Here is a 20,635-nt window from a genome sequence, read left to right on the forward strand (position 1 = left end):
CAAGGAGGTAGTTGCATGACAAAACTTACGGTTAAAGCACTTAGCGAAGAGATTGGTACGCCAGTTGAACGCCTAATTGAACAACTTGCTGATGCTGGTTTGAAAAAATCAGAAAGCGATCAGGTGAATGATGAAGAGAAGCAAACGCTTCTTACTCACCTGAAGAAAGAACATGGTGATACATCTGGTGAGTCAGAGCCTACTCGTCTTACGCTGCAGCGTAAAACTCGTAGCACTCTGTCTGTTTCTGCCGGTGGCGGTAAGAGCAAAGATGTACAAATAGAAGTGCGCAAGAAGCGCACTTATGTCAAGCGCAGTGCGATCGACGAGCAAGCAAAACGTGAAGCTGAGGAAGCAGCAAATCGTGAGGCGGAAGAGCGTGCCCAACGTGAAGCCGAAGAGCTAGCCAAACGTGAAGCTGCAGAGAAAGCACAGCGTGAAGCAGAAGAGAAAGCTCAGCGCGAAGCCGAAGAAAAACGTCTAGCAGAGGAAAAAGCTACACGTGAGGCTGAGCAACCTGAAGCAGATGCTGCTAAGCGCGAAGAAGCGGAAAAGGCCAAGAAAGAAATGAACGCAAAGAATGCTGAAGCGAAGAAAGAAGCGGACGAACTAAAACGTCGTCAAGAAGAAGAGGCGCAACGTAAGGCGGAAGCTGAAGCGGCTCGTCTAGCTGAAGAAGCTCGCAAACTAGCGGAAGAGAATGCCGCACGCTGGTCTGAAGAAGAGAAAAAATCTAAAGACAACGAAAAAGCTGATTACCACACGACAACCTCTACGTACGCTCGTGAAGCAGAAGATGCTCAAGATCGTAAAGAAGAGAAAGCGCCTCGTCGTCGTAAGAAGAAAGCGAGCCCACAAGAAGACAACCGTGGTGGTCGCGGCGGTCGTAACCAACGTGGCAGAAAAGGTAAGCTGGCTAAGCCAACGTCTATGCAGCACGGTTTCGATAAGACAGCTCAAGTTGCTAAGCAAGACGTTGTTATTGGCGAAACAGTAGTTGTTTCTGAGCTAGCAAGTAAAATGTCTGTTAAAGCAACAGAAGTTATCAAGGTGATGATGAAGATGGGCGCAATGGCGACTATCAACCAAGTTATCGACCAAGAAACTGCACAGCTAGTTGCTGAAGAAATGGGTCACAAAGTTGTTCTGCGTAAAGAGAATGAGCTCGAAGAAGCAGTACTATCTGACCGTGATGCAACTTCAGAAGCGGTTTCTCGCGCTCCTGTTGTAACTATCATGGGTCACGTTGACCACGGTAAGACATCGACACTTGACTACATCCGTCGTACTCACGTTGCATCAGGCGAAGCGGGTGGTATTACCCAGCACATCGGTGCATACCACGTAGAAACTGACAACGGCATGATCACTTTCCTTGATACTCCTGGACACGCGGCGTTTACCGCAATGCGTGCTCGTGGTGCTCAAGCGACAGATATCGTTGTTCTAGTTGTAGCTGCGGACGATGGCGTAATGCCACAAACAATTGAAGCGATCCAACACGCGAAAGCGGCTGGCGTACCTCTGATTGTTGCTGTGAACAAGATCGATAAAGAAGACGCGAACCCAGACAACGTTAAGAACGAGCTGGCGCAATACGACGTTATCCCTGAAGAGTGGGGCGGTGAGAACATGTTCGTTCACATCTCTGCGAAACAAGGTACTAACATCGACGGTCTTCTAGAAGCTATCCTACTTCAATCAGAAGTACTTGAGCTAACAGCGGTTGCTGACGGCATGGCATCTGGTGTGGTTGTAGAATCATTCCTAGATAAAGGCCGTGGTCCAGTTGCTACAGTTCTAGTTCAATCTGGTACGCTACGTAAAGGCGACATCGTACTTTGTGGTCAAGAATACGGCCGTGTACGTGCGATGCGTGACGAACTAGGTAAAGAAGTAACTGAAGCAGGTCCATCTATCCCAGTTGAGATCCTAGGTCTATCTGGTGTTCCATCATCAGGTGACGAAGCAACAGTTGTACGTGATGAGCGTAAAGCTCGTGAAGTAGCAAACTACCGTCAAGGTAAATTCCGTGACGTGAAACTTGCGCGTCAGCAAAAAGCGAAACTAGAAAACATGTTCTCTAATATGACTGCTGGTGACGTTGCTGAGCTTAACGTAGTACTGAAAGCGGACGTACAGGGGTCTGTAGAAGCAATCTCTGATTCTCTACTGAAACTGTCTACTGACGAAGTTAAAGTGAACATTGTTGGTTCTGGTGTTGGTGGTATTACAGAAACTGATGCAGTACTAGCAGCAGCGTCTAACGCTATCATCCTAGGCTTCAACGTACGTGCTGATGCTTCTGCTCGCCGTACTGTCGATACTGAAAACCTAGACCTACGCTACTACTCAATCATCTACCAATTGATTGACGAAGTGAAACAAGCAATGGGCGGTATGCTTGCTCCTGAATTCAAGCAAGAAATCATCGGCCTTGCAGAAGTACGTGACGTATTTAAGTCTCCAAAACTTGGCGCTATCGCGGGTTGTATGGTGACAGAAGGTACTATCAAGCGTAACAACCCTATCCGCGTACTGCGTGATAACGTTGTAATCTACGAAGGTGAGCTAGAATCTCTACGCCGCTTCAAAGATGACGTTCAAGAAGTTAAGAACGGTTACGAGTGTGGTATCGGCGTTAAGAACTACAACGATGTTCGCGTTGGCGACCAAATCGAAGTATTCGAAATCGTTGAAATCAAACGTACTCTAGACTAATTGACAAAATCGCTACTCAGTTTCTAACTTGAGTATTGATGGTTGTTGAATACGCCATGGGGGGCTGGTTATTACCATCCCCCCATTCTTTCTATAGTGAGAAAAGAAATGTCAAAAGAATTTAGCCGCACACAACGTGTTGCGCAGCAACTACAAAAAGAGCTTGCTCTTATCCTTCAACGCGAAGTTCGCGATTCTCGCCTAGGTATGGTGACGATTTCAGACGTAGAAGTGTCTCGTGACCTAGCATACGCAAAAGTATTCGTGACTTTCCTATGTGTGGGTGAGCAAACCCCTGAATCAAGCATTGCGGCACTTCGTGAGCACGAAGCTCATATTCGTATGATGCTAGGCAAACGCATTCGCCTGCGTCTAACACCAGAAGTACGTTTCCAATACGACAACACACTTGTTGAAGGTATGCGTATGTCTAATCTAGTGAGCGAAGTGGTTAGCGAAGACAAGCGTAAGCAAGACGAAGCGGGTCGCAGCGAAGAAAACGGTACTGAGGGAGAAGAGCAGTAATGGCTAGACGTCGCAAGGGACGTCCAGTCAACGGCGTTATCCTTCTAGATAAACCTACCGGTATCTCATCGAATGATGCTCTGCAAAAAGTAAAGCGTATCTACTTCGCTGAGAAAGCAGGGCACACAGGTGCTCTTGACCCATTAGCAACTGGCATGCTGCCAATTTGCTTGGGCGAAGCTACCAAGTTCTCTCAATTCCTATTAGATTCAGACAAGCGCTACCGCGTGATCGCTAAACTTGGTGAACGTACCAATACCTCTGACTCTGATGGTGAAGTGGTTGAAACTCGTGATATCAACGTAACTCCAGAGTTTCTTGACGAGTGCATCGATAAGTTCCGCGGCGAGTCTGATCAAGTTCCGTCAATGTTTTCAGCATTGAAATATCAAGGTAAGCCACTTTATGAGTACGCTCGCCAAGGTATCGAAGTGCCGCGTGAAGCCCGTAAGATCACCGTATATGAAATCGTTCTACATCGCTTTGAAGGTGATGAAGTGGAGATGGAAGTACACTGCTCTAAGGGCACGTACATCCGAACTATCGTTGATGATCTCGGTGAAATGCTAGGCTGTGGCGCGCACGTGACTATGCTTCGCCGTACTGCGGTTGCTAAGTACCCTTATGAGAACATGGTGACTCTTGAGCAGCTAAACGAGCTATTTGAGCAGGCAAAGCGCGAAGAGCGCCAGCCACGTGAGTTGCTTGACCCACTGCTGATGCCAATGGACAGTGCAGTACAAGATCTTCAAGAAGCGAATGTCACGCCTGAACTTGGTGATTTGCTTCAGCATGGCCAGCCTGTGCAAGTTTCAGGTTTGCCAGTGGATGCGCCGGTGCGTATGACCATGGGTGAAGAGCGTTTGTTTATTGGTGTTGGGGCTATGAATGACGATGGTAAGCTGGCGCCTAAGCGTTTGGTTGTTTTTCGTGAGGAAGAAAGTGCTCAATAGAGCGACGAATACCTCTTGCTCTAGCTAGAATTATTCCCTATAATTCGCGCTTCGCGTAGCGGCTGAATCAGAGATTGGCTGCTACAATTTTTAAACTTACTCTTATTAGGAGAGAATTATGTCTCTGAATGCAGAAACTAAAGCAGCAATCGTTGCAGAATACGCACAAGGCGAAGGCGACACTGGTTCACCAGAAGTTCAAGTAGCTCTACTTACAGCTTCTATCAACCACCTACAAGGTCACTTCAAAGCACACAAAGGCGATCACCACAGCCGTCGTGGTCTTCTACGTATGGTTTCTCGTCGTCGTAAGCTTCTAGATTACCTAAAAGGTAAAAACCTAGCTCGCTACCAAGACCTAATCAAACGTCTAGGCCTACGTCGCTAATCAGCGTCTGCATAGAAAGTTTGTTAAAAGGGGCTATATGCCCCTTTTTTGTTAGCTAAATTCTTTAGTTAATGGCAAAACTTCCACTAAGTAGTTTATACTACGTCCCGTCTAAACAGAGTTGTCTAAAGTACATTCGTTTAGTCACAATCTGCTCAGTACATTACAGTCCATTTTGTCGACCGCAGGGTCGCGACTATTCCAAGCACATTTGCTCGCTTTTAGGGGCATAGAACTAGCTGCTTAGAGCAAAGAGCTAAGTTTGTTTGAACTAGTCGCGATTTGTAATGCATTGAGCGCACAATCAAATGATCTGGACTCGCTCCAGAAAAAAGGAAATACAATGTTCGAAAAACCAGTTGTTAAGTCGTTCCAATACGGCAACCACACTGTGACGCTAGAAACAGGCGTTATCGCACGTCAAGCTACTGCAGCTGTAATGGTAACAATGGACGATACGTCAGTATTCGTTTCTGTTGTTGGTAAAAAAGAAGCGGTAGAAGGTCAAGACTTCTTCCCACTAACAGTAAACTACCAAGAGCGTACTTACGCGGCAGGTAAAATCCCAGGTGGTTTCTTCAAGCGTGAAGGTCGTCCTTCTGAAGGCGAAACACTGACTGCACGTCTAATCGACCGTCCAATTCGTCCACTATTCCCAGACGCATTCAAAAACGAAGTTCAGGTTATCGCGACAGTAATGTCTGTAAACCCGAACGTTCAACCAGACATGGTAACAATGATCGGTACTTCAGCGGCTCTTGCTATCTCTGGTATCCCGTTCAACGGTCCTATCGGTGCTGCACGTGTTGGTCACATCGACGGTCAACTAGTACTAAACCCAAGCAACACTGAGCTAGAAAACTCTAAACTAGACCTAGTTGTTGCGGGTACTGAAGGCGCTGTTCTTATGGTTGAGTCTGAAGCAGACAACCTAACAGAAGAAGAGATGCTATCAGCAGTGGTTTACGGCCACGACCAACAGCAAGTTGTTATCAAAGCAATCAACGAGTTTGCAGCAGAAGTTGCTACTCCAGCTTGGGATTGGGTTGCTCCAGAAGAGAACACTGCTCTTAACAACCGCATCGCTGAACTAGCAGAAGCTAAGCTTGTTGAAGCGTACCAAATCACTGAGAAGATGGCTCGTTACGACCGCATTCACGCGATTGCAGCAGAAGTGAACGATGTTCTTCTTGCTGAAGATCCAGAAGCGAACACGAAAGAAATCCACACTATCTTCCACGATCTAGAGAAGACAGTTGTTCGTCGCAGCATCATCGCGGGTAACCCACGTATCGATGGCCGTGAAAAAGACATGGTTCGTGCACTAGACGTGCGCACTGGCGTTCTTCCACGTACTCACGGTTCTTCACTGTTCACTCGTGGTGAAACTCAGGCAATCGTAACTGCGACTCTTGGTACGCAGCGTGATGCTCAAATCATCGATGAGCTAACAGGTGAGCGTAAAGATCACTTCCTACTACACTACAACTTCCCTCCGTACTGTGTTGGCGAAACAGGTTTTGTAGGTTCTCCTAAGCGTCGTGAAATCGGTCACGGTAAACTGGCTAAGCGCGGCATCGCAGCAGTAATGCCTTCTGTTGAAGAATTCCCATACACAGTACGTGTTGTATCGGAAATTACTGAATCTAACGGTTCATCTTCAATGGCTTCTGTATGTGGTACGTCTCTAGCACTTATGGATGCGGGTGTTCCAATCAAGTCTTCTGTTGCGGGTATCGCAATGGGTCTTGTGAAAGAAGGCGATGACTTCGTTGTTCTTTCTGACATCCTTGGTGACGAAGACCACCTAGGTGACATGGACTTTAAAGTAGCAGGTACTAACACTGGTATCACTGCACTTCAAATGGACATCAAGATCGAAGGTATCACTAAAGAGATCATGCAAATTGCTCTTAACCAAGCGCAAGGTGCACGTAAGCACATCCTATCTGTAATGGATGAAGCTATCTCTGGTGCTCGTGAAGATATCTCTGAGTTCGCTCCTCGTATCCACACAATGAAGATCAGCTCAGACAAGATCAAAGACGTTATCGGTAAAGGTGGCGCAGTTATCCGTCAGCTAACTGAAGAAACGGGTACGACTATCGAGATCGAAGACGATGGTACTATCAAGATCGCTGCGACTGACGGTGACCAAGCGAAAGATGCGATTGCTCGTATCGAAGCTATCACTGCAGAAGTTGAAGTTGGTAAGATCTACACGGGTAAAGTTGCTCGTCTAGCAGACTTTGGTGCATTCGTAACGGTTCTTCCAGGTAAAGATGGTCTAGTACACATCTCTCAAATCGCTCAAGAGCGTGTTGAGAAAGTGACTGACTACCTGAAAGAAGGCCAAGAAGTTCAAGTTAAAGTACTTGAAATCGACCGCCAAGGCCGTGTACGTCTAAGCATGAAAGAAGCGGTAGAACAGCCAGCTGAAGCTGCGAATGAAAAAGCGGCACCTGACGCAGAATAATTCGCATTTCTAGACCATTGCGTCTAAAAGCATGCTATAAAGAGGGGGCAATCGCCCCCTTTTTTAGTGCGCGAAGGAAATTACCTGCTATACCATTAAAGCAGCACGGCAAAAAAATTTAATAAAAGCCGTCAGTTACGCTTAGCGATAGCAGGCATTAAGGAGAAGAATATAGTGAAGTGGTTTCGAATCTTAGGATTGAGTTTAGTGGCCGTCGTGACGGGTTGTGCATCCAACTCATCAACGCAAGATCAGCAGTGGTTGAATCCACCGATGGCTGTGCCTTTACAAGCCAACGTTCAATATGAAGTCCAGGTTGCAAGACTGACTCAGCTACTTCAGCGCAGCGATCTCGATAACGATGTGCGCGCCAAAATGCATTTCGAGCGTGGTTCTTATTTCAATAGTCTAGGTATGCGCGATTTGGCGCAGCTTGATTTCAACCAGTCGCTTCAATTAAACCCTGCTCAGCCAGTGGTGTTCAACCAAGTCGGTCAATACTTCACTCAGATTGGTGATTTTGACTCTGCGTATGAAGCGTTTGATTCAAGCCTAGAGCTCGATCCAGCTAACTCTTATGCACTTCGTAACCGTTCTATCGCACTGTACTACGGCGACCGTATTCCTCTAGCGATTGAAGGAATGACGCGTTACTACCAAGAGAATCCATCCGATCCGTACCGAGCGCTGTGGCTTTACATCATTTCTCGCCAAGCGAGCCCATCGGAAGCGGCGATTACGTTAAATAAACAGTATCTTGCTCGCAATAACGACTGGGGCTGGATTTTGGTCGCATTGATGCTTGAACAAGTGTCAGAAGAGCAAGCATTTCAAGCAATCCTAGCGAGCAGCCGAGATAACAATGTATTGGCAGAGCGTCTGACAGAGGTGTACTTCTACCTTGCTAAGCGTCATCAAATCGACGGTGACTACCCAACCGCCGTCTCGCTCTACAAGCTAGCTATCGCACAAAATGTGTATGATTTTGCAGAGCATAAGTACGCATTCCTAGAGCTCACCAAAATCTTTGAAATTGTTCGCGCTCAGCAAGCAGAAGAAGCGAAGAAACAGCAAGAAGAACAAGCGAGCGCGGAACCAAGCGACGCATAGTTTCTCTTAATAAATCCAAGACTTTAAAACACCAGCGTTACGCTGGTGTTTTTTTATGCGTTGCAGTTTACTTCCAATACCCTTAAAATAGTTAGCTAGGCTAATTAATAAGTGACGTGAATGTCTATAGAAGTCAATTTAGAGAGATTGGAACGCCTCACTGCTAAGGTTTGGCGCAGTTACAGTAAAGAAGATCCACTGTCTCACCTTAGCTTTAATGAATATGACTATCTCAAAACCGTGCAAGCTTTCGAGGAGCCGATTAGGCTCACTGACTTGGCCCGAGAGTTAGAGGTGTCCAAGCCGTCAGCCACCAATATGGTCAAACGGTTGGAGAAGAAGGGGCTAGTGGAACGTTTAGCGTGTCCAGAAGACGCTCGTGCTAAACGGGTAGTTTTGACAGAGAAGGCACGTATCCCTCTAGCGTCAGAGTTGGAAATTTATAGTGTGGTTGCTGATAAATTAAAGGTGAACCTAACAGACAGCGAGTTTACCTCCCTCAACCACCTTCTGACTAAAGCGCTAAAGCTTTAATTCCTGCTAGTTCTTAATCAACAGTAAGACTCTGAAGAGTCATTTGATAACAAATAATCGTAGCAACGTCGTGATGAATCAAAAATCAATTTACCAACAGTTTTGGCGTTATGCCGTACCTACCGTAGCCGCTATGCTGGTCAACGGTTTATACCAAGTGGTAGACGGCATTTTTATTGGACAGTATATGGGAGGCGATGGCCTTGCGGGCATCAATGTCGCCTGGCCAGTGATTAGTGTCATTCTTGGCCTTGGCATGATGATTGGTGTCGGTACTGGAGCGCTGGCATCGATTAAACAAGGTGAGAGCGATCTTGTTGGTGCCAAGCAAGCTTTGGCAACCGGTTTAATGGCATTGCTAGCGTTGAGTCCAGTCGTTGCTGTCCTACTTTGGCAATACGCCGACAAGATGATCCTGATTCAAGGTGCACAGGGACGTATGTACGATCTCGCGATGCAGTATCTCGACATCTTGATCGTAGGCGGTGTGTTCACTCTAGGCTCAATTGCAGTGCCGTTTTTATTGAGAAATGACGACAGCCCAAATATGGCGACTATCTTGATGGTACTTGGCGCGGTGATTAACATCGTCCTCGATTACTGGTTTATCGCAATTCTCGATTGGGAACTCACCGGTGCAGCGCTTGCAACAGCGATAGCTCAAGCTGTGGTGACCGTGTTGGGGGTAGGATACTTCTTTACCTCAAAAGCGAAAATGCGCCTATCACTGCGTGATTTTAGGTTCCAATGGCCACTGCTACCTAAGATATTCTCCATTGGTATCGCAAGCTTCTTCATGTACGCCTACGGCTCTTTTATGGTAGCACTGCATAACGCACTGTTTGCGGAGTATGGCTCGATGACCTTAGTCGGCGCCTACGCTATCTTAGGTTATATCGTTGCTTTCTATTACCTAATTGCCGAAGGCATCGCTAATGCGATGCAGCCACTATTGAGCTACAACTATGGTGCTCGTCGTGAAGACAACATGCGTAAGCTGTTCAATGTCGCTATGTTCAGTTCCGTACTTGGTGGTGCGGTTTTTGTGGGGCTCCTTAACTTGTTTCCTTACCAGGCAGTTTCAGTGTTTAACTCCAGTGAACCACAACTTATCGAATATACGGTGGTCGGTATCCGCTTGCATTTGTTCTCAATGTTCCTTGATGGGTTCATCGTTGTGGCAGCCGCATATTATCAAGCGATCAGTCATAACCGAAAAGCTCTGTTCGTGACATTAGGAAACATGCTGATCCAACTGCCATTCCTCTACGTTATGCCAAAGCTTTGGGGAGTGAACGGTGTGTGGATAGCGTATCCTCTGTCAAACATCGCGTTGAGTTTGGTGGTTGGAGCCATGATGTGGAAAGACATTCGCAAGCTGCGTGCGAACGGCTATGAGACGGCAACGGTTTAACATCACTGAATCCGAACATTGCCATTAAAAAAGAGCCTCGCTGATTGGCGAGGCTCGTTTGTTTAGATTTGCTTGATATCGAGACCAGCAATCTGATGCCAGTAGCCGTTGCACTGACGATCGAGCGACGCTTGCGGATTGCTGCCGTCTTCATTGGCTCTGAAACGATCCACTTCGGCAAAGGTATCCAGTCCAAGTGGGCTAAGACGCACAACGTCGACCAAGCCTTCCATCGATTTAAGATCGTTGATTAGGTTGTACTGATAACCTGACTGGGTTTGGATTCCATTTAGATTAAATACTGACTGACCTTCTTGGCTCTCTACTTGAAGGCCTGTTGGGTATTTAATACAGCAGGTTTCGCAGTCATCTTTTGCTCGGTTTTCCGCGCGAGCAGTGAAGCAGCGTGCAGAGTAAGCCAATGGCAGGTAGCCGTGGCTAAACACTTCTACCTCGAATTGACCGCGAATACCTAAGTCTTCGGCTTGGTTCATCGCGTTCTCAAGCCACTCTCGTGATAGCTCAACCGGCATACACCAACGGATCATGCCTTGTTTAGCAAACAGCTGCAGCGTGCGTGCGTTGTAGGTGTTGACCGCAGGTCCTACGACAAATGGCACCTTACTTTCACTGGCAAGTTGGACAGCAGACACGTCATTAGCTTCAATCGCAAAGTCACCGTTGTCGATGTACTTCTTCATGATATTCACTTCACTCGGTGCTTCGAGCAATGCCATAGTGGACAGCACCACTTGCTTACCAGATGCGCTGAGCTCTTTAGCAATATCAAACCAATGAGCAGGTTTCATCTCACGGCGCTTAGAACAAACACTCTCACCCAGATAGATGATATCCGCAGAGCTTGATTTCGCTTGTTCGTAGAAGCTCTCTACATCTTGCTTTGGCCAAAAGTACAGCAGCGGACCTAATGCATATTTCATGTGATTTGCTCCTTATTGCCACTTGCGGTGGTAAGCACCGAGTGTTGTTTGCGTACCTTCAGAAACGTTCGCCAGTGCACTGTCCCAAGTTGGTTTCACTTGATATTGCTCTGGATTGCGTTGGTACATATCAATCGCTTCACGCCATGTACGAGTTACTTGCTCGACGTAGGCTGGGCTGCGTTGACGGCCTTCAATTTTCACTGATGCAACATTGGCAGCAAACAGCTCAGGTAGCATTGATAAGGTGTTCAGGCTGGTTGGCTCTTCAAGAGCATGGTAGCGCTTACGCTCACCATCGACTTCCGCTTCAAATCGGCCTTTACACAAAGTAGGGTAGCCGGCGTTTTCACCTTGTGCATAGCGGTCAATCAGAATGTCATTTAAACGTGATTCTAAACCGGTTTCTGTTTCTTGCCAGCGAACGTATTTTGCCGGAGAACATGCACCTACTGTGTTTGGTGATTCGCCTGTCAGGTAAGACGAAAGGTAGCAGCGACCTTCAGACATAATACAAAGGCTGCCGAAGGCAAACACTTCTAACTCGACATCAGATGTCATGTTTCGAGAGAGCTGTTTTACTTGATGGATCGACAGCACGCGCGGCAGTACCACACGTTTGACGTTGAAGTTCTTGTGATAGAAGTCGATGGCCGCCACGTTGGTCGCAGAGGCTTGAACTGAAAGGTGCAGTTCAAGGTCCGGATATTTGTTCGCTGCATAATCAAGCACGGCGATATCGGCAACGATCAACGCATCCACACCGAGATCGGCGGCTTGGTCAACCGCGTTAGTCCAGCGTTCGAATCCATTCGGGTGAGCGAACGTGTTCAGTGCAATGTGCAGTTTCTTGTTGTGGTCGTGAACATATTGAGCCGCGCGCTCAAGCTTCTTACCTGTAAAGTTAAGACCCGCAAAGTGACGGGCATTGGTGTCGTCTTTAAAGCCGATATAGACGGCGTCGGCACCGCAATCAATTGCCGTTTTTAATGCAGGTAAGTTACCCGCTGGGCATAAGAGTTCCATATGCTCAATACCATAATTCTGTCAGTAGAGCGCATTTTATGAAAAGTTACTGTAGGCGAGTTTGATATAAGGCAGGTTTCGCTTAATAAGCAATGAATTAACACCAAAGAGGTAAGTTTACTGGAAGGTCAACATCTGCCCTCTTTGGATAACAATTATAACTAGTTTCGGTGGCGACGATTTTGGGCAAATAGTGCTTCTACTTCGTGTTTAGGCTGCGGACGGTGGAAGTGGAAGCCCTGAATAGAGTTACAGTTGAGATTTGACAGCAGCGTCGCCTGATGACGCGTCTCCACCCCTTCGGCCACCACAGATAAGTTGAGTGATTTGCCCAAGTTGATGATGTTTTCAATCACCGTGAGCTGCTTGGGCAGGGTATCAATATCCATGATGAAAGCGCGGTCGATCTTAAGTTCATCAATAGGGAAATGAGCCAGATACGATAGCGAAGAATAACCCGTACCGAAGTCATCAATCGACAGTGCAAAGCCAAGCTTTTTAATGGAGTTCAGCATCTGCAGCGTGTGTTCGCTATTGCTCATAACGGCACTTTCGGTCAGCTCGAAGGTAATGCAGCTAGGATCGAGCCCAGTGCTGCGCAGTAAGCGCTCCATGTAATCAATGAGCTTAGGGTTGCCAAATTGCTCTGGAGATAGGTTGATGGCGACACGTCCAGGTAGAATACCTTGCAGCTTCCAGCGTTTTACCGTGGTGAACACATCGCGCATGACCACGCGACCGAGGCTTTCAATTAAGCCCGCTTGCTCAGCAACTGGGATGAAAGAGGCTGGACTGATGTAGCCTTCTACAGGGTGCTTCCATCGCACCAGAGCTTCTGCGCCATTGATGCTGAAATCGCGCGCATTAACTTTAGGCTGATACCAAACCTCGAGGCCATTTTGTTGCAGCGCTTTTTGCAGTTCAATTTCCAGCCATAGACGCATTCGCGCCTCTTTGTTCATCTGGTCGTTAAACTTGACTAATCGGTTACGACCGCGCGCTTTGGCTTCGTACATCGCAGTGTCGGCATTTTGCAGCAGGATACGCGCATCATTGCCATCGTTCGGTGATTGTACGCTACCAATGGAGCAAGCGAGCCGTTTGCTAAAGTGGTGTAGATCGAAGGGCTGGTTAATCAAGCCGATGATTTTTTCTGCCAGTTCGTCGGCAGCGATATTGCTATCGGGCTCAGGTAAAATGATACCAAATTCATCGCCGCCTAAGTGAGCTAATACCGCCTCTTGTGGTAAGTAACGCTTAAGGCGTGCCGACACTTCTTGGATCACTCGGTCGCCAATGTGGTGACCAAGTGAATCGTTGATATTCTTAAAGTTGTCTATGTCCAGGTAGAGCATGACAAACGGTGTGCCAGCCTCAATAAAATGGTCAAGGCAGCGGGTAAAACCAAGTCGATTATAGAGTTTCGTTAACGCATCAATGTTGGCATCTTCGTGACTGGTTTGTGTTACTGGGCTTGGCTTTTCATCGAGATCTTGCACTAAGATCAAATGCGCATTGGCACCAAATAAATTCGCAGTGTCGACATGCAACGCCAAGCGTCGCTGGATGCCACAATACTCACTGGTCATAAAGTGCAGTGGTTCTTTGGCGTTGACCTGATACAGATCAAGCTGCACTCGTTGGTTATCACTTTCGCTGCGAAGCAAACGCGTGAGTGACTCGCCTAGTAAATCACTTTGGCTTGAATAACCAAATAGTCGCGCTGAAGCTGGGTTAGCTGAGATAATACAACCGTCTTCGACCAATAATAGTCCGTCAGGAATCAGTTCCGTCAGCTTTAAAAACTTAGTTTCAGACTCTTCGAGTGAACGGGTAATGATCTGCTTTTCAGAAGTATCAATGGCATGAAAAACCACATACTCGACCACACCATTGAGCTCAATGGGAGAGACACTAAAATGCAGGCTGGATTCGATGTCGGATTCGTCGAGAGTCACTTCAGCTTCAATCGACTCACCAAGAAAGGCGCGTTCGTAATAAGGTTTGAGCTGGTGGTACAAACGGGTGCCAAGTACCTCATGATCATTCATACCAACGAGGTCGCTGTGGGTAAGACCGGCCACATCGCAGTAGCGATCATTGACCATCCAATAACGGTGCTCGTCGTCTAAAATAGCAAAAAAGAAGGGGCTATTAGACGTTAACTTAGCAAAGTATTCCTTTAACAATTTGGATGACATCAATGTACTACCAGTTCTCTGAAGCGCTTATATATCAGTAACCCACACACTATAACTGTGATTTATCAGTTAGGAAAGGGTTAAGACAAAAGCAAAAAGTTTTTGACGCACAACAGGATTTTTTTTGTACGAATACCGTATTATGGCGTTTCTTAAGTACAAACTAACGGAAAAACCGCGTGTTAGACAAGATTCGTAGTCAACTAGTTAAAAACGCAGCACAAATTTTGCGATCTCCAGTCCATTTTCTGCCGAACAAAATTCAGAATCGAGCCTTGCTTGAAGGACTAAAAACCGTTTTTAAAGAAGCACTTGAGGACGGTGACTTCGAGTTTCTGGAAGATAAGTGGTTGAAAGTCCATATTCGTGATCTAAACCTCAGTTGGTATATTTCCTACAGTGATGAATCGCTGATTATTGCCGATTTCGAGCCACAAGAAGATGTCAGCTTCAGTGGTAATCTCAATGACTTAGTTTTGATCGCCGGTCGTAAAGAAGACCCGGATACGCTATTCTTCCAACGCCGCTTAAGTATCGAGGGCGATACTGAGTTGGGTTTAGAAGTGAAAAACTTGATGGACAGTGTCGATCTTGATGCGCTGCCAAAGCCGATGCTATCTGCACTCATGCACTTAGCTGAATTTGTACATAAAGGGTTGCAACCCGACTCTGAGGTGAAAGAGGTGTCCAATGCTTATTCGAACTGAGGCACCTGCCGACATATTGGCGATTGACCGCCTACTGAAGTCGGTGTTTGAAACCGACGCCGAAGCCAATCTGGTCATGGTGCTGCGTGAAAACAGCCGATTAACGCTCTCTTTGGTTGCGTGCAGTGATGAAGGCGAGGTGATTGGTCATGTACTGTTTACACCAGTATCGATAGATGGCGAAGAGCTGTCTTGGCAAGGGCTTGCACCACTTTCAGTGGCGACGTCATACCAAGGGCAGGGCATCGCGAAAGCGTTGGTTAAAGAGGCATTCGAAACGTTACTCGATTTTGGTTATCCCGCATGTGTAGTGCTTGGTGACCCGAGTTACTACTCGAAATTTGGTTTTACTTCAGCCAGTGAGTTTGGCCTAAAGTGCCAGTGGGAAGTGCCAGAAGGCGCATTCCAAGTGCAATCATTAACCGAGCAGACGATTCCAGGCTTATTGGAAGGCAAAACTGGCACCATTGAGTACAGTCCTGAATTTTTAGAGTTGTAATTGAACTCAGCTCAAACTTGTCGTCTATCGTAGGCCATACCCTTATGGCCTACATACGTTTTTGACTTACGTCCGTTTTTAGAATGGCTTGCCGTTTGGCTAACCCTACCTGCTCTGTTACACTTCGCTCAATTGCCTCAAACGGCGCAACACCTTTGCTCAAACCTGAGATACAGGCCAATCTATGCATAACCGCACTACGTTACAGTTGATGGGGATCCAGACCTGGGAATTGACGCACCCTGAGCGACTACCGCACAGTGCTCAAGCTCGCTTTTCTTTGCCCGAATCTTGTCAGTTGTTACTTGTTTCGCCTATGAAACCACAGGACGACAAGGTTGCCTTTTTTGAAAAGATCCTCAAAGCGATGAAGCTTGAACTGTCACAGGCGCTGCATATTACGCCGGACATGCTGAGTCAATTGGACGCAAAGCCGATGCCGGATTGGATTTGGCTTTGTGGTGTCGAATCGGCGCAACAGCGACTGGAACAATGGACAGAGCAACACGCCAATCAGCTAAACCAATCGCCACGTACTTTAATCTCGCCACCGCTGGCAGAGATAGAAGGTCAAGATGCCCACAAGCGTCAACTTTGGAATCAAATCCGTGCCAAACAATAATATTAGCTTCACTCAGATGAGCGAAACACACCTTGATGATGTTATCGCTATTGAGCAGCAAGCACACAGCCACCCTTGGAAAACGTCTATGCTCACTGAGCTAAATGGACGTGGTGCCCACAATGTGGTGATGCTTGAAGATGATAAAGTGGTGGGCTACTTCTACGCCCAGAATGTGGTAGGGGAAGTTTCATTACTTAATGTTGCAGTGTCGCCGAGTCATCAAGGGCAAGGTTATGGTCGTCAATTAATTCAGCACCTATTGGCCTACTGTGAATCTTGCCAAGCTGACAGTGTGTGGCTTGAAGTGCGTGAAAGTAATAATACCGCAGTGTCGCTTTATCTATCAGAAGGCTTCAACGAAGTAGACAGACGCCGAGATTATTACCCAACGGAGCAAGGGCGCGAAGACGCCGTCATCATGTGTTATCACTTCATGTTTTCAGTTTAGTGACGGTCGGACGCCGAGGTAGTGCTATTGTCCATCTTGTATAAAATGTAGCGATAGAAGGGGTATTTAGCCTTTTGATTTGCATATAGGTTACATTACCCAGAGTTACTTCGATTACCCTACCAGTGCTTCATACTTCCCAGTAATTATTGATAATCATGGGATTAAAAACATGAAGCACTTTTCAACTCTTTCTGCAGCAGTTCTTGCCGCGCTAGCGTTCAATGCGCAAGCGACGGAAGAGCAAACGAATGATCCAGCTGACGTGACTCGCCCACAAACTTACCTTAAAGTCGATTCTGGCGCGAAAGGCAAAGATGGCCTGACTCGCCTGCAACTGAACATGGCAGGTTCTTACAACGAGGACATCGGTTACCTAGGTCAATTTGAAACTGATTTTCAAACCAACCTAGACGGACAAGAAGGCAAGTCGAAGGATTTTGGTCTATCTCGTATCCGCGCACGTTACTTCCAAGTACACGCGACGGGCTTAGAAGTGCTTCCTGAAATTGGTTTCTCGCTTGATTACATTAGCTACGGTTCTAACTGGGTAGCGAAACAAAGCGGTACTGAGCAAACAGCTGCAATCGGTGCGGTCGCGAAAGTGATCACCCCATTTGAAAACTGGGTTTCGTACCCAAATGTGGCAGTGATGCGTAACGAGTACGACAACGGTCGTTCAGAGAACGGTTGGCAAGCAAACTGGTTCAACTCGTTCTACCTATCAGAGAAAGGTCACTACGTAACGGTAAACCCACAATATGCTAACTACAACAACGCATTTGGTAAAAACGAGCAGTCGCTTGAGCTTAACTTTGAAGGTGGTGTGCCGCTAACATCTGACGGTAGTATTTGGGGTAACCTGACTTACTCTGAGCACTTCTTCAAAGCGGGTGGCGAGTCACGCATGAAACACCTTGATGGCAACCGTGAAGTTCGCATTGGTGCGACTTGGTTCTTCTAACCCGGTAGCCAAAACAGTTCCTCTCAACTCTAAGGCAAGGATGCCTTAGTCTCATATTCTAAAAATCCCTTCATTAATCAAATCCCTTTATTTTTCAACTTATTTACTGCCTGTTACTGGATCGTTTCCAGTTACTAACTGCTGCTTAATGCGCTCAATCGTTACACTGGTTCACAGTGAAATTCTAACCCTGTTTAATCGATGAGGACGCAGAACAATGTCTATGCCTTTTCAGCTCACAGATAAAGTCGTGGTGTTAATTGGTGGTACTTCAGGTATCGGCGAAGCGATAGCCAAACGCTTAATCAATGCTGGCGCCAAACTGATGATTGCTGGCATCAATGCCAATGAACCTGCATTGCAAACCCTAGAGGCACACTATGTTTATGCCGACGTCACCGATGAATTTTCATTAAGTGAGTTGATGGCGATTGCGTTTGAACGTTTTGGGCAAATCGATGTACTGGTGAACTGTGCGGGCTCGACCAATGGTTACAGCACCATAATGGAATCGAAAAAGTCCGAATATAACGCCAACTTTGAAGTCAACGCGCTGGGTACCGCACTCACCATTAAGCATGCGGTGCCATATATGCCAAAGGGCAGCAGCATTATCAATATTGCCTCGGTGGCGGGAACTCAAGGGGTGCCCTATCTTGGCGCGCTTGCGAGCTCTAAATGGGCGGTGTTAGGCATTACCCAAACAGCGGCACTTGAGCTTGGCACGAAGCAAATTCGTGTTAATGCCGTGTGCCCAACCTCTGTTGATACCCCGCGCGCTTACGCTTCGGGCGGTGAACCTCAACTGCGAATGGAAAAACGTGCGGTACCACTCGGGCGCATTGCGAAGCCAGAAGAAGTTGCGGCAGTGGTGCACTTTTTAGCGTCAGAAGACAGCAGTTTTGTGAACGGTCAGTCAATTGGTGTCGATGGCGGATTTAGCGCAGGCATGAGTATCGATGCGTACAATCAGCTTGCGCAGTAGGAGAGTAGAATGAACAAGTTAAGTCTAATTATTGGTGCCTGTTTGATGATGCTAAGCTCGATGAGCTTTGGTTACTACTGCGATCAAGAAGCGGAAGGTGCTGTCGTCGGTGCCGTCGATGGTGCGGTTACCGGTGCGATTGTTGGCGGCATTGTTGATGGTAGTGATGGTGCAAAAACTGGAGCCTTGATCGGCGGCGGCGCTGGCGCGGTTGGCGGTGCAATTGATGGCGCTTACTATGAAGCTGAGTGTGAAGTGGCAACTGATGTGATCATTGAAGACGAGTACATTGCTGAGGAAGTGGTGGCGGAAGAGATCATCGAAGAAGAATACATCGCAGAAGAAATAGTCGAGGAGCAAATCGAAGAGGACTACCTTGAAGAGGCGTATGACGATGATATCTACGATTACTAGTTTGTACTGACTGTCATCTAATGAAGCGTAAACTAAAAAGAGAGCCGTTTGGCTCTCTTTTGCTATCTACTATTTGTTTCCTTTGGATTACAAACGAGCAAGCCCTTCAAGCAACTTGTTTTTAATCGCGGGGCTGGAGATAAACGCACCTAGGTAGCGCTCTTCGTTGCCCTCAAAGTCAGGACGGATCTGCAGCATCTCTTTGTAGCTGGCTTGCGCTTGTTTGAATTCGCCTTTGTAAACTTGAATCACAGCTTTCAGCATCGGTACCCAGAATAGGCGGCGTAGCGACAGCTTACTGATGGATTTTTCTGCGCCGTCAAAGTCGTCTTGCATGATTTTGTGCACCACAGAAACCAATGAGAACCAAGGTGGGCGGAATGGGTTAAGCGCTTTGGAGTTTTCTAGTAGCTCAAGGCCGCGTTCAAACTCTCCCGCCATGCACAACGCCCAGCCACACAGGCCAATTTGATAGGCTGCATTTGGGTTGATGGCGAGTACTTTATCAACGGTTTCGATAATTCCGCTGACATCTTCTTTTAGCTGATATGCCATCAGCATAGCCATTTGTGCTTCTTGGTTGCTTGGCTCAAGTTCCACGGCTCGACGAGCGTGATTCAGGCCAGTTTCTACCGCGTTGTCGACCTGACCCATGCCTAGCATCTCGGCATCGAAATAGAGCACAGCGAGCATCGCATGTATCAGGGCAATATCTGGTTCATTCTGCACTGCACTTAGCAGTGCCTGCATGGCTTGCAGGTGGGTATCTTCGGTCAGCGTCATAAGATAGTGACGATAGCGTAAGGTTGCCTCGTACGTTGACAGGTGTTCAATCTTTTTCTGATTGCAGCTGGCGTAGATCTCACGGTGGATAATGCCAAAGCTCGAAGCAAGCTCAGCGACGATTTCAGCGATGATGTCATCTTGCACAGAGAACAGATCGTCGGTGGCTAAATCGCAGGTGTACTTTTCAGCCCAGATCTGCTCACCGCTGTCAGTGCGATAAAGCTTAGCGTAAATGCGTACTTTGTTGCCAAGGGCTTGCATAGTGCCTGAGGTGATAAAAGAGACATTGAGTTTTTCGCCCAGACCTTTTACGTCAGCAGAGGTGCGAGGGTCGATATTGGTGTCACCCAGCGCGTGCATCGATACCACTTTAAGCATGTCAAAACGAGCGAGCTCAGTGGCAAGCTCTTCACCAAAACCTTCGGCGAAGAAGCGCTTCTCGGCATCATCGGAGAGCGACAAAAAAGGTAGAACAGTCAGAGTTGGGTTTAGTGCCTTATTGGTGTCACCCACGATTTGTGCCAGCGTGGTTGATTGACGAGCCGCTTGAGGGACCTGAGGGGTGAAAATCGGGCTATAACGACCTTTAGGGATCGACAGTACTAACGGGTCGTTTACCCCTTCTGTCAGGTAATAGGTTTCAAGTGTGCGGCGAACACGCCCCGCTTGAATACGCACAATAGGGTCAGCTTGGTGATCAAAGTCGGCATCACGATCAAACACTTCGGTCGCGATGGTGAACTGCTTGAGTCGGTCTCCATTGCCCGCCAAAGTCTGTTCGACGACGAAAGAGAGTAACTGCTTCATCTTCGGGCTTTGATCGAACGCTTTACTGGAAAGAATACGATTAAGTTGATCTTTCACACGTGTTTGATTTTCTTCGATTCGAATATCTAATGGAGCTTGTTCTGACACCGT

General features: G+C 47.2%; 19 protein-coding genes. 15 read left to right on the forward strand and 4 right to left on the reverse strand.

Going from position 1 to position 20,635, the window contains the following annotated elements:
* Nucleotides 1-15: 15 nt before the first annotated feature.
* The 8 genes from infB to ACJB0T_RS12195 all read left to right on the forward strand — a co-directional run bounded on the left by infB (nucleotide 16) and on the right by ACJB0T_RS12195 (nucleotide 10,121).
* Nucleotides 16-2,721 (forward strand): translation initiation factor IF-2, encoded by a 2,706-nt coding sequence (gene infB / locus ACJB0T_RS12160; RefSeq protein WP_479291288.1) that lies wholly within the window; start codon nucleotides 16-18, stop codon nucleotides 2,719-2,721.
* A gap of 108 nt (nucleotides 2,722-2,829) precedes the next feature.
* Entirely contained in the window at nucleotides 2,830-3,246 is a 417-nt protein-coding gene (gene rbfA / locus ACJB0T_RS12165) for a 30S ribosome-binding factor RbfA (RefSeq protein ID WP_479291286.1), read from the forward strand.
* Nucleotides 3,246-4,199: a tRNA pseudouridine(55) synthase TruB gene (gene truB, locus ACJB0T_RS12170; protein ID WP_479291284.1), complete on the forward strand. Its 954-nt coding sequence runs from the start codon at nucleotides 3,246-3,248 to the stop codon at nucleotides 4,197-4,199. Before rbfA ends, truB begins: the two co-directional genes overlap by 1 nt.
* Before the next feature lie 118 nt (nucleotides 4,200-4,317).
* Nucleotides 4,318-4,587 carry a 30S ribosomal protein S15 gene (gene rpsO, locus ACJB0T_RS12175; RefSeq protein ID WP_005380094.1) on the forward strand — a complete coding sequence of 90 codons (270 nt, stop codon included), beginning with the start codon at nucleotides 4,318-4,320 and terminating at the stop codon, nucleotides 4,585-4,587.
* 343 nt (nucleotides 4,588-4,930) lie between these two features.
* Nucleotides 4,931-7,063, forward strand: coding sequence for a polyribonucleotide nucleotidyltransferase (gene pnp, locus ACJB0T_RS12180; protein WP_479291281.1), 2,133 nt, complete (start codon nucleotides 4,931-4,933; stop codon nucleotides 7,061-7,063).
* Between the two features lie 174 nt (nucleotides 7,064-7,237).
* Nucleotides 7,238-8,173 (forward strand): lipoprotein NlpI, encoded by a 936-nt coding sequence (nlpI, locus tag ACJB0T_RS12185; protein ID WP_479291279.1) that lies wholly within the window; start codon nucleotides 7,238-7,240, stop codon nucleotides 8,171-8,173.
* A gap of 120 nt (nucleotides 8,174-8,293) precedes the next feature.
* A complete protein-coding gene (locus ACJB0T_RS12190; protein ID WP_479291277.1) occupies nucleotides 8,294-8,707 on the forward strand; it encodes a MarR family winged helix-turn-helix transcriptional regulator in 414 nt (137 codons plus the stop codon).
* Between the two features lie 73 nt (nucleotides 8,708-8,780).
* Entirely contained in the window at nucleotides 8,781-10,121 is a 1,341-nt protein-coding gene (locus tag ACJB0T_RS12195) for an MATE family efflux transporter (protein WP_479291275.1), read from the forward strand.
* A 62-nt stretch (nucleotides 10,122-10,183) separates the two neighbouring features.
* Here ACJB0T_RS12195 and ACJB0T_RS12200 read toward each other — a convergent pair whose 3' ends face one another.
* The 3 genes from ACJB0T_RS12200 to ACJB0T_RS12210 form a co-directional block, all read right to left on the reverse strand.
* Nucleotides 10,184-11,062, reverse strand: coding sequence for a U32 family peptidase (locus tag ACJB0T_RS12200; protein ID WP_479291273.1), 879 nt, complete (start codon nucleotides 11,060-11,062; stop codon nucleotides 10,184-10,186).
* 12 nt (nucleotides 11,063-11,074) lie between these two features.
* On the reverse strand, nucleotides 11,075-12,088 hold the full coding sequence (ubiU, locus tag ACJB0T_RS12205; protein ID WP_042496591.1) for a ubiquinone anaerobic biosynthesis protein UbiU: 1,014 nt from the start codon (nucleotides 12,086-12,088) through the stop codon (nucleotides 11,075-11,077).
* Nucleotides 12,089-12,249: 161 nt separating this feature from the next.
* Nucleotides 12,250-14,289, reverse strand: a complete 2,040-nt coding sequence (locus ACJB0T_RS12210; protein ID WP_479291270.1) for a putative bifunctional diguanylate cyclase/phosphodiesterase — start codon at nucleotides 14,287-14,289, stop codon at nucleotides 12,250-12,252.
* A 179-nt stretch (nucleotides 14,290-14,468) separates the two neighbouring features.
* On the opposite strand from ACJB0T_RS12210, the gene ubiT reads away from it, so the two are divergent.
* From ubiT to ACJB0T_RS12245, 7 genes are all read left to right on the forward strand, one after another.
* Nucleotides 14,469-14,996, forward strand: a complete 528-nt coding sequence (ubiT, locus tag ACJB0T_RS12215; protein WP_479291268.1) for a ubiquinone anaerobic biosynthesis accessory factor UbiT — start codon at nucleotides 14,469-14,471, stop codon at nucleotides 14,994-14,996.
* On the forward strand, nucleotides 14,980-15,495 hold the full coding sequence (locus ACJB0T_RS12220; protein WP_479291266.1) for a GNAT family N-acetyltransferase: 516 nt from the start codon (nucleotides 14,980-14,982) through the stop codon (nucleotides 15,493-15,495). Before ubiT ends, ACJB0T_RS12220 begins: the two co-directional genes overlap by 17 nt.
* Nucleotides 15,496-15,679: 184 nt before the next feature.
* Nucleotides 15,680-16,117, forward strand: coding sequence for a DNA polymerase III subunit psi (locus tag ACJB0T_RS12225; RefSeq protein WP_479291264.1), 438 nt, complete (start codon nucleotides 15,680-15,682; stop codon nucleotides 16,115-16,117).
* A 16-nt stretch (nucleotides 16,118-16,133) separates the two neighbouring features.
* Nucleotides 16,134-16,568 (forward strand): ribosomal protein S18-alanine N-acetyltransferase, encoded by a 435-nt coding sequence (rimI, locus tag ACJB0T_RS12230; RefSeq protein ID WP_479292313.1) that lies wholly within the window; start codon nucleotides 16,134-16,136, stop codon nucleotides 16,566-16,568.
* A gap of 172 nt (nucleotides 16,569-16,740) precedes the next feature.
* Complete coding sequence (locus ACJB0T_RS12235; protein ID WP_479291262.1) at nucleotides 16,741-17,532, forward strand: hypothetical protein; 792 nt, start codon at nucleotides 16,741-16,743, stop codon at nucleotides 17,530-17,532.
* 217 nt (nucleotides 17,533-17,749) lie between these two features.
* The gene (locus tag ACJB0T_RS12240) at nucleotides 17,750-18,517 is read left to right on the forward strand and encodes an SDR family NAD(P)-dependent oxidoreductase (protein ID WP_042496601.1); all 768 of its coding nucleotides are present in this window, start codon (nucleotides 17,750-17,752) and stop codon (nucleotides 18,515-18,517) included.
* Between the two features lie 9 nt (nucleotides 18,518-18,526).
* Nucleotides 18,527-18,931 carry a YMGG-like glycine zipper-containing protein gene (locus ACJB0T_RS12245; protein ID WP_479291259.1) on the forward strand — a complete coding sequence of 135 codons (405 nt, stop codon included), beginning with the start codon at nucleotides 18,527-18,529 and terminating at the stop codon, nucleotides 18,929-18,931.
* 87 nt (nucleotides 18,932-19,018) lie between these two features.
* On the opposite strand, the gene ACJB0T_RS12250 is transcribed toward ACJB0T_RS12245, so the two are convergent.
* Nucleotides 19,019-20,632 (reverse strand): transmembrane adenylate cyclase, encoded by a 1,614-nt coding sequence (locus ACJB0T_RS12250; protein ID WP_479291257.1) that lies wholly within the window; start codon nucleotides 20,630-20,632, stop codon nucleotides 19,019-19,021.
* Between the last annotated feature and the right edge of the window lie 3 nt (nucleotides 20,633-20,635).

Source organism: Vibrio sp. CB1-5, from assembly GCF_059412285.1.

Bases quoted from the DNA above. Each gene is read 5' to 3' on its own strand.
- infB (WP_479291288.1), top strand. From the start codon at position 16: ATGACAAAACTTACGGTTAAAGCACTTAGCGAAGAGATTGGTACGCCA.
- rbfA (WP_479291286.1), top strand. From the start codon at position 2,830: ATGTCAAAAGAATTTAGCCGCACACAACGTGTTGCGCAGCAACTACAA.
- truB (WP_479291284.1), top strand. From the start codon at position 3,246: ATGGCTAGACGTCGCAAGGGACGTCCAGTCAACGGCGTTATCCTTCTA.
- rpsO (WP_005380094.1), top strand. From the start codon at position 4,318: ATGTCTCTGAATGCAGAAACTAAAGCAGCAATCGTTGCAGAATACGCA.
- pnp (WP_479291281.1), top strand. From the start codon at position 4,931: ATGTTCGAAAAACCAGTTGTTAAGTCGTTCCAATACGGCAACCACACT.
- ACJB0T_RS12190 (WP_479291277.1), top strand. From the start codon at position 8,294: ATGTCTATAGAAGTCAATTTAGAGAGATTGGAACGCCTCACTGCTAAG.
- ACJB0T_RS12195 (WP_479291275.1), top strand. From the start codon at position 8,781: ATGAATCAAAAATCAATTTACCAACAGTTTTGGCGTTATGCCGTACCT.
- ACJB0T_RS12200 (WP_479291273.1), bottom strand. From the start codon at position 11,062: ATGAAATATGCATTAGGTCCGCTGCTGTACTTTTGGCCAAAGCAAGAT.
- ubiU (WP_042496591.1), bottom strand. From the start codon at position 12,088: ATGGAACTCTTATGCCCAGCGGGTAACTTACCTGCATTAAAAACGGCA.
- ACJB0T_RS12210 (WP_479291270.1), bottom strand. From the start codon at position 14,289: ATGTCATCCAAATTGTTAAAGGAATACTTTGCTAAGTTAACGTCTAAT.
- ACJB0T_RS12220 (WP_479291266.1), top strand. From the start codon at position 14,980: ATGCTTATTCGAACTGAGGCACCTGCCGACATATTGGCGATTGACCGC.
- ACJB0T_RS12225 (WP_479291264.1), top strand. From the start codon at position 15,680: ATGCATAACCGCACTACGTTACAGTTGATGGGGATCCAGACCTGGGAA.
- rimI (WP_479292313.1), top strand. From the start codon at position 16,134: ATGAGCGAAACACACCTTGATGATGTTATCGCTATTGAGCAGCAAGCA.
- ACJB0T_RS12235 (WP_479291262.1), top strand. From the start codon at position 16,741: ATGAAGCACTTTTCAACTCTTTCTGCAGCAGTTCTTGCCGCGCTAGCG.
- ACJB0T_RS12240 (WP_042496601.1), top strand. From the start codon at position 17,750: ATGTCTATGCCTTTTCAGCTCACAGATAAAGTCGTGGTGTTAATTGGT.
- ACJB0T_RS12245 (WP_479291259.1), top strand. From the start codon at position 18,527: ATGAACAAGTTAAGTCTAATTATTGGTGCCTGTTTGATGATGCTAAGC.